Annotated in this window: 13 protein-coding genes; 5 read left to right on the forward strand and 8 right to left on the reverse strand. The window is 54.2% G+C overall.

Features of this window, described 5'->3' with window-relative positions:
* Positions 1–18: 18 nt before the first annotated feature.
* Genes ACR0AK_RS18360 through ACR0AK_RS18390 form a run of 7 tightly spaced genes read right to left on the reverse strand, consistent with a single transcriptional unit; the run spans position 19 to position 5,906 of the window.
* The gene (locus tag ACR0AK_RS18360) at positions 19–885 is read right to left on the reverse strand and encodes a dioxygenase family protein (RefSeq protein WP_480794433.1); all 867 of its coding nucleotides are present in this window, start codon (positions 883–885) and stop codon (positions 19–21) included.
* Positions 886–895: 10 nt separating this feature from the next.
* The gene (locus tag ACR0AK_RS18365; protein WP_010437378.1) at positions 896–2,200 is read right to left on the reverse strand and encodes a TRAP transporter large permease; all 1,305 of its coding nucleotides are present in this window, start codon (positions 2,198–2,200) and stop codon (positions 896–898) included.
* Positions 2,197–2,748 (reverse strand): TRAP transporter small permease subunit, encoded by a 552-nt coding sequence (locus ACR0AK_RS18370; protein WP_480794434.1) that lies wholly within the window; start codon positions 2,746–2,748, stop codon positions 2,197–2,199. Before ACR0AK_RS18370 ends, ACR0AK_RS18365 begins: the two co-directional genes overlap by 4 nt.
* Positions 2,749–2,778: 30 nt before the next feature.
* Positions 2,779–3,852, reverse strand: coding sequence for a C4-dicarboxylate TRAP transporter substrate-binding protein (locus ACR0AK_RS18375; RefSeq protein ID WP_117870054.1), 1,074 nt, complete (start codon positions 3,850–3,852; stop codon positions 2,779–2,781).
* Positions 3,853–3,885: 33 nt separating this feature from the next.
* Positions 3,886–4,347 (reverse strand): OsmC family protein, encoded by a 462-nt coding sequence (locus ACR0AK_RS18380; protein WP_480794435.1) that lies wholly within the window; start codon positions 4,345–4,347, stop codon positions 3,886–3,888.
* Between the two features lie 12 nt (positions 4,348–4,359).
* Positions 4,360–5,025, reverse strand: a complete 666-nt coding sequence (locus tag ACR0AK_RS18385) for a malonic semialdehyde reductase (protein ID WP_480794436.1) — start codon at positions 5,023–5,025, stop codon at positions 4,360–4,362.
* The gene (locus ACR0AK_RS18390; protein WP_480794437.1) at positions 5,022–5,906 is read right to left on the reverse strand and encodes a fumarylacetoacetate hydrolase family protein; all 885 of its coding nucleotides are present in this window, start codon (positions 5,904–5,906) and stop codon (positions 5,022–5,024) included. Before ACR0AK_RS18390 ends, ACR0AK_RS18385 begins: the two co-directional genes overlap by 4 nt.
* 84 nt (positions 5,907–5,990) lie before the next feature.
* On the opposite strand from ACR0AK_RS18390, the gene ACR0AK_RS18395 reads away from it, so the two are divergent.
* The 5 genes from ACR0AK_RS18395 to yghX all read left to right on the forward strand — a co-directional run bounded on the left by ACR0AK_RS18395 (position 5,991) and on the right by yghX (position 10,882).
* Positions 5,991–6,377 carry a YciI family protein gene (locus ACR0AK_RS18395; RefSeq protein ID WP_480794438.1) on the forward strand — a complete coding sequence of 129 codons (387 nt, stop codon included), beginning with the start codon at positions 5,991–5,993 and terminating at the stop codon, positions 6,375–6,377.
* Between the two features lie 51 nt (positions 6,378–6,428).
* Positions 6,429–7,085 (forward strand): GntR family transcriptional regulator, encoded by a 657-nt coding sequence (locus ACR0AK_RS18400; RefSeq protein WP_480794439.1) that lies wholly within the window; start codon positions 6,429–6,431, stop codon positions 7,083–7,085.
* A 1-nt stretch (position 7,086) separates the two neighbouring features.
* Positions 7,087–8,385, forward strand: coding sequence for a malonyl-CoA decarboxylase domain-containing protein (locus tag ACR0AK_RS18405; protein WP_480794440.1), 1,299 nt, complete (start codon positions 7,087–7,089; stop codon positions 8,383–8,385).
* Positions 8,382–9,905 (forward strand): malonate--CoA ligase, encoded by a 1,524-nt coding sequence (locus ACR0AK_RS18410; protein ID WP_480794441.1) that lies wholly within the window; start codon positions 8,382–8,384, stop codon positions 9,903–9,905. Before ACR0AK_RS18405 ends, ACR0AK_RS18410 begins: the two co-directional genes overlap by 4 nt.
* 89 nt (positions 9,906–9,994) lie before the next feature.
* Positions 9,995–10,882, forward strand: a complete 888-nt coding sequence (gene yghX, locus ACR0AK_RS18415) for a YghX family hydrolase (RefSeq protein ID WP_480794442.1) — start codon at positions 9,995–9,997, stop codon at positions 10,880–10,882.
* 539 nt (positions 10,883–11,421) lie between these two features.
* On the opposite strand, the gene ACR0AK_RS18420 is transcribed toward yghX, so the two are convergent.
* Positions 11,422–12,363, reverse strand: coding sequence for a YHYH protein (locus tag ACR0AK_RS18420; protein WP_480794443.1), 942 nt, complete (start codon positions 12,361–12,363; stop codon positions 11,422–11,424).
* Positions 12,364–12,377: the final 14 nt, after the last annotated feature.

A 12,377-nucleotide genomic window follows, 5' to 3' on the forward strand; every position in this document is an offset into this window, starting at 1 on the left:
AAGCCTCCTCAATATCGTTCAGACTTTGGCAAGCTTCACATCGAACTTCACGTGCAAGAATGGTTCAGTGATCTTACCAGAAAGCTCCATGCCATCAGGAAATTCTGAAACTGGCCTTTCAACATAGGTCATCACCAGATCATCCCGAACACCAAACACTGTATCCTGATCCAAATAAGGATCGTCGTCGGGGAAAATCTCAGTGACCAAAGAACGGTAGCCAGGAGCTTTGACGATATAGTGCAGGTGCGAAGGTCGCCAGGGATGGCGGCCGCAGGCGCGCAGGATGTCCCCGACAGGCCCATCTGACGGTACCGTGTATTCAACTGGCTTGACGGTCGTGAATGCATATTTACCGTCGTCACCGGTAGTCATCAGGCCGTGAAAAGAATAGGTATCCTGTTCTTCGTCCTGGCTTGCATACATTCCATTCGGTGCGGTTTGCCAGATATCCAACTCTGCACCGGAAATCGGATTACCATCGGTATCCCGGATCACGCCTTCAGCAAGCAGCACAGGTCCACCGTAGTGGCGCTTCATATCTCCACCGAATGGCAGAGGCGGCGCGCCAGAGACATGGAAAGGGCCAAGTACTGATGAACTTGTTGCATCAGAACTAGAATGCAACATGTCCACCAATGACGAAAGGCCCAGCACATCCGAGGCGAGCACGAACTCATGCCTGTCCTCGGATTCCACGGCGGCACATCCTTCCAGAAACGCAATCCCGGCGCGCCATTCGTCATGTGTCAAGTTGGTTTCTCGCGCGAAGTCATGGAGGTGTTTGACCAGAGACCCCATGATTTCTCTCATCCGCGGATCGGTGTCCTTGGACAGGTATCCCATGAACACGTCAGTGATATTGTCTTTGCTGACAGAACGCATCTTGGCCTCCTTAAATCAGGGCAAGGCTGAGGATCGGGAACTCGATCAGAATAAACAGGACGATCAGCATCACGAACGCAAAGGGAAGTGCGCCCATGAACACATCCTTGAGCGATATTCGGTCATCGTTGATCGTCGATTTGATGACGAAACAGGATATACCTAGCGGCGGGGTCAAAAGTCCGATTTCGGCGCCGACCACGGTGATGATCCCGAACCAGATCAGCGACATGTCCAGGGCTTCGGCCATGGGCAAGAACAACGGGACGACGATCAGGATGATCGATGCAGTATCCAGCAAAGTCCCTAGAAAAAGCATCAACAAAACGTAGAGCAACATTATCGACCAGAAGGACGCCGAGTTCCCTGCAAGCAGGTCCTGCAACTGATTGGGCAACCCGGCCAGTCCCAGCATGCGGCTGTAAATCGAAGCAGCAGTAATCAAGAACAAGATCGCCGCTGTAATGTGACCGGTTTCCAGCAACGCGTCCCAGAACGCTCGTGGTGTCATGGACTTGCGCACGACTGCGATCACGAGCGCAACCAGTGCCCCGGCGGCACCCGCCTCGACAGCGGTTAGCCATCCTGTGTAAATACCACCGAGCACTACCGTGATAATGAACAATGTCGGCAGGGTCTTGGATGCGATCTCGCGCCCGGACATCCATTCGGTGTCTTCGACGACCCGGCCGCCCACAAATGCAGGTGTGAAGCGGCCCATCAACCAGATCGCGCCCACATAAGCTATCGCCAGCATGATACCGGGTATTACTCCCGCCAGAAACATGTCCCCTACGGACTGTTCGGCGACAAAGGAATAGATGATCAGCATCGCCGAGGGCGGAATAATCATCCCCAAAACCGACGACCCGGCCACAACCCCAACCGCAAAACGTGGATTATATGCCTGCGCCATCATCTGCGGGACCGAGACCTTGGTGAACACTGATGCGGACGCAATGGACGACCCGGTAACGGCCGCAAACACGGCATTTGCTCCGACGGTCGCCATTCCGATACCGCCTTTGACCTTGCGAAATCGCATGGTCATGACCTCGTAAATATCCCTGCCTAGTCCCGCTTTTGAAACGATGAGCCCCATAAAGGTAAACAGCGGGATTGTCGCGAAACTGTATTCCATCGCGCTGTCGCCCACCGCAACCTTCAGCAGGTTGAGCGCAAGTGTGAAGTTGTCCCGCATCAGCCAGATCGACACGAAGGAGACTACGCCCAAAGCAATCGGAATGTAGACGCCCGCGTAAATCAAAAAGACGATGGCAACGACCGAGATCAGGCCAATCTCAATCGGCGTCATTCTGCAGCCTCGTCATGTTCAGGGGTTCGGACAAGCTGCGGGCGGTCCTGCGCCGTGACGACCTTAAGCAGGAAGATCACGCAGGCAAGCGCAGTACCGCACGCGATGACCAGTTTGACCGGCCACCATGGTAATGTGAAAAGACCGGGTACTCCGAAGTAGTCCTGTGTCTCCCACATATGAAGAAATTCTGGGAAGGTTACATACGCAATCAAAGCCATAAAGATTGCCGATATGGCGTTGATGATGCGCCTCAGGCTGGCTGTCAGACCCGGGCGGCGATGGTGCAGCAGATTCAGGAACCCGTCGGAGCGCGTCAGCCGATCCACTCTGACGACGTCGGCCAACTGCAAGAATACGATCATCACGACCGAAAACTGCACCATCTCGTAGGTCCCGCGCAGAGGAGCTGAAAACAGACCACGCGCAATGACGTCAACATTCAGAATGACCACCAACGCAAGGACGACGAGCGTACCCAAGGCGTTGGCGGCGATTGCGAGCGAATTGGCGACCCGCGACAGGCCAGCAACTGCGGTCTTCAGCATCAAAGGCCCCTTTCGTGGATCGCCAGACAGTTATTCAGCCGTCCAGTCACGCACGCCGGTGAATCCGGCATCCTGAAGCTTGCCGAGGTAAGCGGCCAGCATCTCTGTGCCCTGCTCACCGTTGTCGTTGAGCGTCGCGGCCCATTCCTGCGCGACATTCGGCATGGCGTTTGCCCAAGCGGCACGGTCTTCGTCCGAAACCTCAACGATTGTTCCACCCGCTTCAACATACGCATCCCGCGAAGCAGCGGCGCGGTCCATCGCGATGCCGGCGACATGGTCACGGTAGTCGATGGCGACGGCCTTCAACACGTCTTTGACTTCGTCCGGGAGGCTAGCCCAGTAGTCGGCATTGACGGTGATGGTCTTGGAATTCACCGCTCCCAGATCGGCCTTGAGCATGTAAGGCGCCACTTCCGCGATCTTAAAGGTCTTTGCGGCTTCGGGCCAAAGCATGCCGCAATCGACGAGGCCGGTCTGAAGCATGTTGTAGAAATCGGTTAGACCCCCGCGTACACCGGCGGCATCCTTGATCCCTTCAAGATAACGCAGGTTCAGGCCTGCTCCCGCGATTTTGCGGCCCTCAAGGTCGGCGACCGAAGAAACAGGTTCTGTGCAGAAAATTTGATAGGTGTCGAGCACAACGCCCGTGGCAAGGTAAACTTGGTTCTGCGCAGCAAACTCGTTCTGCATCGCAGGGTATTCGCGCGCGATTTCATCCACTGCCTTAGCCACGGCACGGGAGTCCGATGCCACGAAGGGTGTCGATCCCGAAATACCCTGGCTGGGCAGCTTGGAGGAATGAAAGATGGTTGTGACGATACCAATGTCGCCAAGGCCAAGCTGAATCCCTTCCAGAACGCCTTTCGGCTTAACGATTGAACCGCCGTAGTTCTCTTGCCAGTTCATCTTATAGTTGCCAGAATCGCCCAGCCGTTTGTCCACTTCTGGAATGAAGAAGTTGGTGAACTCTTTGACCCACAACGCGCGGTCGGGATAGCCATCAATTACGACGGCAGAGATGGTCTCTTCTGCCGCGAGGGGCATCGCCATGATGCCTGCCAGAGCAGCGCCCACTAGGCTGCGTTTGGTCCAGTTTTTCATTTCTCTCCTCCCAGAAAGTCGGGTCCTTTGTCTTTAATTGTTTGTTTTGACCCAGTTGACGGTCAGGTCCGTGCCTGCCGCTTCAAACAGTTTTGCGATGGCGCAATATTTAGCTGTCTCCTCGCCCACGCGTGTCAGCTCCTCCTGACTGGCGTGCGTCTCACAATTCACGGTGAGTTCGATTTCCGGAAACGGAACATCGATCTCTTCCTCCATAAGGACACCGCGCCGATCCAGCCTGCATTTCGCGTCGATTGTCACCGTGCCGAGTTCAACTCCCAACCGATGTGCATTCTTGTGCCCGATGACATTCGTACAGGCGATCAGGGCTGCCATTGCGGTTTCGGTCGGAGACGGACCAAGATTTGTCCCGCCGCGTTCGACGGGTTCATCGACAACAACATCAAGATCGCGAATTGGTATCTCAGTCCGCGCATGAGTCGGGCATTGAGCTGTCGTGCGGTACGTCACGACAGGTTTTACTTTAATAGCCAAAGCGTCACCTCCTCATGCATAAGAGCAAACCTTTTCGAATGGAAAACGTGGAAGCTTCTGGAACAATCCCGTCTCGTCCGCGTAGCCCAGATTGCAAAGAAAGTTGGACTTGAGCGTCGTGCCCGCGAAGAACTCCTCATCGACGATCTTGTTCGAAAAACCTGACATGGCGCCGACGTCCAACCCGACAGCCCGGGCCGCAATCATGAAGTAAGCGCCCTGAAGCGTGCCATTTCGAAAGGCCGTGTCTGCCACGTAGTCGGGTTTGTTTTCGAACAATGATCGGCGGTCTTCGTGCGGGAAAAGAAAGGGCAGTTCCTTCCAGAAGTCCATGTCATAGGCAATGATCGCCGTGACCGGAGCATCCATCATCTTTGGCACATTCTTCGGCTTTAAAGACTTTGCAAGCCGCTCTTTCCCTTCGGGACTTTTCACGAAAACGAAGCGCGCGGGCAACGTATTCATGCTGGTCGCGCCGTTGATCGTGATGTCGTAGATCTCTTCAAGTAGGTCGTCAGAAACAGGCTTGTTGGTCCACGCGTAGTGCGATCTGGATTCGCGCAGGATCAGGGCGATCGCGTCATCCGACAAGCGTGGAATGCGCTCGCGTAGATCGCGGTGATCTTGCTGCGCCTTGGCGCGAAGTGCCTCCAGCTCTGCTCCGGTTGGTGCGCTCATGCTGCAGCCACCTTGGACTTGGCGTCCTTTTCGTCAATTATTGGGCTGGCGCAAATTCCGATACCTTCAATCTCGACCTCAACGGTTTCACCGGGCTTCAACCAACGGGGATTGGGTTTTTTGGCGTGTCCGACACCAGGCGGCGTGCCCAGCGCAATCAGATCCCCCGGCTCCAAAGTGGTATATTCCGAAATCGTCGCGATGACCTGACGAACTCCCCAAATCATGTTGGCGGTATTCGAGCTTTGAAGGATTTCATCACCCACACGGCTTTCGATCTTTAGACCTGATGCCCCTTCGGGCAACTCATCAGGCGTCACGGTGAAAGGACCAATCGCGCCCGTGTCATCAAAGTTTTTGCCGGGCGTCCACTGAACGGTTTTGCGCTGATAGTCCCGCAGCGAACCATCGTTGAATACAGTGTAGCCAAAGACATAATCCAGTGCGTCCTGCTCCGAGATATGGCGGCCGCGTTTTCCAACGATCAGCATAAGTTCGGCTTCGTAGTCGAGCTTCTCGGAACAGGCAGGCCGCACCATAGGTTGCCCTGCCGCCATGATCGAGTTCTTCCCGCGCATGAACAGCGTCGGATATTCCGGGATGTCATACCCGCCTTCCTTGATGTGGTCCGTGTAGTTCAACCCCATGCAAATGATCGTTCCGGGAGCCGCAACAGGCAATGCCGGAGTGATGGAAGACACGGGCACAGTATCTGCGGCGTCAATTTTGCTGGCAAGTGAGTCGGCCAGTTCAGGCTTGGCTATCAAACCCATCAAATCCGAACCGACGGCAGGGTCCAAAGCCGTTAGATTCACTGTGTTTTCGCCATTTACAGCAAAAACCGCTGTGCCTTCCGAAGTCTCTCCCACCAGGTATTTCATTTTCACCATCCATGTCAGTTCGCTTGATTTTTGCCGACTATTTTGCCATATGTCAAATAATATCGATATTTTTGGAGACAGCAAATGGTTGCTTGGGCAGACTACAAATCAGAAGCAAAAAGCCGCGGTGCGCTTGCTTTGGAGCTTTACGTCGCGCTGAGCACGCCAGCCAAAGCGCCCGAAGATGTAAAGGCGTTACTGCCAGATCACTTGGCTTATCAGGCGCAGCTTGAACGTTTGGGGCAGCTAGCTTTTGCAGGCCCCATGTCGGATCAAACCGGCGAGCATATGCAGGGGATGGGGCTGATCATCTATCGCGCCGACAGCCTTGAAACCGCCCGGAAGCTGGCCGAAGACGATCCTATGCACAAAAGCGGGGCGCGTAGCTTTGTACTTCGGCGCTGGTTGGTCAACGAAGGCTCGCTGAACCTTTCAGTTGGTCTATCGACTGGAACGAGTGCCTTCAGTTAAGTGCACTCAAGAGTATTTGCCGCGAAATAGGAACAGTCGGATATGGACGCCATGCTTGATACTGAGGGCAAAGAGACATCAGCCACTCATGGAGCGTATCGAAGGCTGCGCGAAATGATCCTGACCGGAGAATTACCTCCGGGTCAAAAACTCAAGATCGAACAGCTTCGTGGGCTTTTAGACACTGGCGCTAGTCCGGTTCGTGAAGCGCTTAGCCTTTTGACTTCAGACATGTTGGTCGAACGGATTGATCAGCGCGGATTTCGGGCAGCGCCAGTCAGCAAGTGTAACTTTGAGGAAATCCTTCTGCTGCGATGCAACCTTGAAGAAACCGCGTTGCGTGCTTCCATCAGCAATGCGGATGCGGCCTGGGAAGATCGGCTTGTCTTGCGTCACCATCATATGAAAAAGGCCGGCCAAAATGGGGCGCGCGACTTTGAGGACGCTCATAAGGCGTTTCACATGGCCTTGTTGGACAATTCGAAACTGCCGTTGCTGCTGCGGTATTGCTCTCAGCTTTATGACCTGAACATTCGATACCGCTATCTGGCGGCCGGCGGGTCGAGCTACAAAAAGCGAGACATCGCCGCCGAACATCAGCAAATCCTGGACGCCGCATTAAATCACGATGCAGACAGCGCAACTCGGCATTTGATCGATCACTACCGTCGAACAGGTGAGTACCTGAGCAGCCAGATGGAGCCCTGAAATGCAGCGGAATTGGTTTCTGGGTGATCTGCTAAACCAATTGCTGGACCGTCCCGAAAAAAGGCGCGGCAAGGATGACAAACGGTCAATTGCCGAACTATGTGAGGCGCTTTTATCTGCCGAAGGTGAAGTATCAGGCTTCACGCTCGCGTCTACGATCCTTGAGCGCTACCACACCCTGAATGATGCGGAGAAACTAGACTTTTTTGTCTATTTGAATGATCAACTTGAGTTGGACGCAAATCAGCTTTCCGAAGCAGCCCGCCTCTACGCCAGTGACCAAAGTGTCAATCTTTATCAAAGACTTAGTGAAGTCTCAGAGCCACGGCGGCAAGAGTTGTTGCGACGGCTGAACCAGCCGTCTGGTGCGACGCAGGAACTTGTGGCCATGCGCGTTGATCTGCTGCGCTTTCTCAAATCCAAACCGGAACTCAAGCGAACGGATATCGATTTCGTCCATTTACTGCGCAGCTGGTTCAACCGGGGCTTTCTGGTCCTCAAACAAATCAGCTGGGACACCCCTGCCCGCGTTCTGGATAAGATCGTCGCCTATGAAGCGGTGCACCAGATCAACGATCTGGACGATTTGCGGCGAAGGCTCTACCCGCCGGACCGTCGTTGTTTTGCGTTCTTCCACCCTTCGATGCCAGATGAGCCACTGATATTTGTCGAGGTCGCTCTGACGGTTGAAATCCCGGATGCAATAGACACGCTTCTATCCGAAGCACGAGAACCGATCGAAGCCGAGCAGGCAAAGATCGCGGCGTTCTATTCCATTTCAAACTGCCAAAAGGGTTTGGCGGGCATCAGCTTTGGGAATCTATTGATAAAGCAGGTTGTGACCGAGCTTTCGCGAGAGCTTCGCGAGCTTGATACCTTTGTGACATTGTCGCCGATACCGGGGCTAAACCGGTGGCTGGCTGGTGAAACAGACCACCCGGAACACGGGCATGCCGCCGAGGCCGTACTTGCAGAAACAGCAGCACCGCAGGACGTGCGCGCGATGGCCGCCAGGTACTTGATGTTTGCCAAGCGCGAAGATGGGATGCCGCTGGATCCTGTGGCGCGCTTTCACTTGGGCAATGGCGCCGAGCTTCATGAACTGCATGCCGAGGCAGATCAGTCGCCAAACGGACGCGTCCAGTCCGGAGGTGCGATGGTCAACTACCTTTACGATTCGAACAAAACAGAACGTTATCATGAAGAATTCGCGACACGTGCCACGATCCAAGCCTCGCGTTCAATTCGCGCGGCTTCAACTGCGACGCTTGCGGTAAAGCCTAGGGAAAATACAGCGTGACTAATGCACTTTACGACAGTTTGTTTGCCCGCCATGAGGGCAACATGGCTCCATTCCTGCAACTCGATAATGGCCAGGTAGTCTCTTATGACGCGTTTCTGCAGCGCACCGCCCAGATCGCGCATGTCTTGCAGAACAGCGGAGTTTCCCCCGGCGATCGCATCGTTGTGCAAGCCCCCAAACTGGCCGACACGATTGCTCTCTATGCCGCTTCGGTTCAGGCAGGTGCTGTCTACCTGCCCCTAAACACTGCCTATACCATGGCAGAGTTGGACTATTTCATCTCTGATGCGCAACCTGCGTTAATCGTTTGCGACAGCCACGACAAAGTTGAATTCGAAAAATTGGCGACCCGATCTGGTGCAAAGCTGCTGGCCTTGGGTGGCGAAAATCCAAGCTTGAGCCGCGAAGCGGACGCACAGCCTTGTGTATTCGAAACCGTGGATCGCGCGCCGGACGACCTCGCAGCGCTTCTTTACACATCCGGTACCACGGGCCGGTCCAAGGGAGCGATGCTCAGCCACCGAAACCTGCTGTCCAATGCCCAAGTCCTGGTGGATTTGTGGGGTATCACCGACGCTGATCGCTTGATTCACGCGTTGCCCATCTTTCACACGCACGGGCTTTTCGTGGCGATGAACACATCACTACTCGCCGGTTCCAAAGTGCGGCTGATGGAAAAATTCGACACTCGTATGATCTTGGAGGAAATGCCCCACTCGACCCTTCTAATGGGGGTCCCCACTTTTTATACCCGATTGCTGGCCGATGAAGGTTTCACCGATGAGATCACAGAGAACATGCGTCTGTTTGTTTCCGGCTCAGCCCCGTTGCTGGCAGAGACCCATGTGGCGTTCGAAACGCGCACGGGCCACCGTATCCTTGAGCGCTACGGTATGACCGAAACGAACATGAACACCTCTAACCCTTATGGCGGTGAGCGTCGCGCGGGAACTGTTGGTATGGCCATACCCGGCACTGAGGTGATCGTAACCAACCCTGAAACTGGAGAACCGCTGCCCCAGGGCGAGATCGGAATGATCGAAGTACGTGGCCCCAATGTTTTTCAGGGCTATTGGCAAATGCCCGAAAAAACGGCTGAAGAGCTTCGAGAAAATGGATTTTTCATCACCGGAGATCTGGGCCAATACAGCGAGGATGGCTACCTGTCGATTGTAGGTCGGTCAAAAGACCTGATCATCACTGGTGGTTACAACGTCTACCCTAAAGAAATTGAAGACGTTTTGAACGATGTCGATGGCGTTCAGGAATCGGCGGTTTTCGGCGTCCCCGACAAAGACTTCGGTGAAGCAATCATTGCCGCTCTGGTTGCCGAGCCTGGAGCACAGCTTCAGGTGGAACAGATCGAGTCAATCATCAGAAACAAGCTGTCGCGATTCAAACATCCTCGCCGCTACGAACTCGTCCAGGAGTTGCCGCGAAACACTATGGGAAAAGTTCAAAAGAACGCGCTGCGCGAACGGTACGCGAACAAGGAACGGTCACCGGCGTTATCTTAGGAAGCCCAGCCAGACGCTCAATCAAATCAAGACCTTCAGATCGGATACTACCCACCCTTCAGACTGCCAAACTCATCAGGAGATCCACAATGACTCGCATGACGGCAAAAGACTTCGACCAGGAACTTCTGGACCTGTATGACTTTTACGCGCACGGCAAGATCACCAAGCGCCAATTCCTGGACCGCGCAGGCAAGTTCGCGGTCGGCGGCGTGACAGCGGTCACGCTGCTGAACTTGCTCAGCCCGAACTATGCGATGGCTCAGCAAGTGTCGTTCAACGATCCCGATATCCACGCGGACTACATCACCTACCCTTCACCGAATGGAACCGGTGATGTTCGCGGCTACCTTGTCCGACCCGCCGGCGTTGAAGAGCCCCTGCCCGGGGTGCTGGTGATCCACGAAAACCGCGGCCTGAATCCTTACATCGAGGATGTGGCGCGCAGGTTGGCAAAAGCCGGGTTTATGGCACTGGCCCCCGACGGTCTGACGTCAGTGGGAGGATACCCAGGCAACGACGCGGATGGGCGAGAGCTGCAAAAGACAGTGGACCGGGTCGAATTAATGAACGATTTCTTCAATGGATTTGAATACCTATTGAACCGAGATGATTGCACTGGAAAGGTCGGTGCTGTGGGTTTTTGCTACGGCGGCGGTGTGGTCAGCGCAATTGCCGTGGCCTACCCCGAATTGGCCGCGGGCGTGCCATTCTATGGTCGCCAGCCAGCTGTTGAGGATGTAGCCAAAATTCAGGCACCGTTGCTGATTCAGATGGGAGAGCTTGATGAGCGCATCAATGCAGGTTGGCCAGATTTTGAGGCTGCTCTTCAATCCAACGAAAAAGTTTATGAGGCATATATATACGAAAATGCTAACCACGGTTTTCATAACGACAGCACACCTCGTTATGACGAGGAAATGGCAAACCTAGCCTGGGATCGCACCATAGATTGGTTCAACACTTATCTGAAGTAACTACAGCACACGGCGAAGCGAGCCTTGTGTTTTGTCGCTTCGTCGCAACGCACAGTTTACCGGAGCCGAGTCATTTGAAGCCCCGGTATTCTATCTCTCTTGATCAGAGAGGCTGAAAGGAACGCTTGGCTAAAAGGCTTGGGTGCAAAAAAACATCATCGTTAACAGAAGCCTTCTTTGGCGGGGTACAAAACCACTGGCTGTTTTCTGAACAACACCGAAACACGAGCGTCCTGTGGGAATTATTTGAAGCGTTCTCTGATTGAGTGGTCAGCTTGTCAGAGTATAGCCGGCACAATCACCCAGCCCTGCCTGAATTCATCCTTTGACCATGCTTGCAAAGAACACCTGATATGAGTGCCAAGGCAGCAGTCGCAAATTAAATGAAAAACTGTGACCGCTTTAAACCAATGGGAAACCCAGTCAGATCAGAATTGCGAGCGATTTGGCCGTATTGTTAGTATCGCGGGGGAAACACCAAGTGTCTGGATCAATCCAGGATAGGTCGAAACTGCACCTCCAAAAATACGGGCTAACGATCACCTTTTGTCGAATGAGTTGTCAGGCTCTCCGACCAAACAGTTGAGCACCCACGGGTAGCTTGTGGTGACATAGTATCCGTACTGGCCATCAACAGTCATGCCATTGCACTCATCCAGATCGCCCGTCCCGGTAAACTCGTAATCGTCGATATACGTCCCGTCCGGAGTACCACCCGGCCCGTTAGGCGGCGCAGGCCGAGGCGTGGTTTTGAGTTGGTAGCCGGAAATCGCAGGTCTTATTGTACCATCGCTGTCTTTGAATATTGTCCCGTAGATCGGAAATCCGTCAGCCGCGAAGCCGATAACTGGTGACGGCTTATCAAGGTCGTGATCCAGAAACAGCGCATTTGGATTGGAATGATAGTGATACCTGCCGTCTGGCTGGGCGTGGGCATTGTGGAGGTCTACGCCAAAGTACTGATCGTAAGACGGCGGGTCGAGTAACCAGGGATCAGTATCCCGACACCCTGCAAGAACGTTGCCATTCTTGTCTGCACGTGGGCCGCTTGGGCGATAACACCCGGCCGAGAGCAAATCGACCGGCACACCGTTGAGCAGTATTGCGTCATAGCTACGTTGTGAAAGCGCAGCTTGACTGTCCGTTTTTTTTGGGTTCCTAGGAATCCGAAATGTGCCTGATAATTCTCGGACATCGTTGGCGAAGTTGGCTGTTGGCCCATTGAAATCATGGTTAGGAATGCCGTTGGTCTTGAGGGTGCAATGCTGGCTATCTGCAGAGATTTCGATTTCGGAGTTAAAACGTTGCTGGCGGGTGACGTCTTCCACTGAAGCGGAATACACGCCCGCATAGTCCGCACAGTCGGCAGACCGGTTGCTGAGCAAAAGATCGGTGATGTCCTGAGCTGCGTTCTGCGCAGGAGCCTGAACGGCCGTAAACCCTGTCAGAAGCGCGCTGAATGTCAAAATCTCCAGTCGCATGGCTCAATCTCCTC

The organism is Ruegeria sp. BI12 (assembly GCF_056537985.1).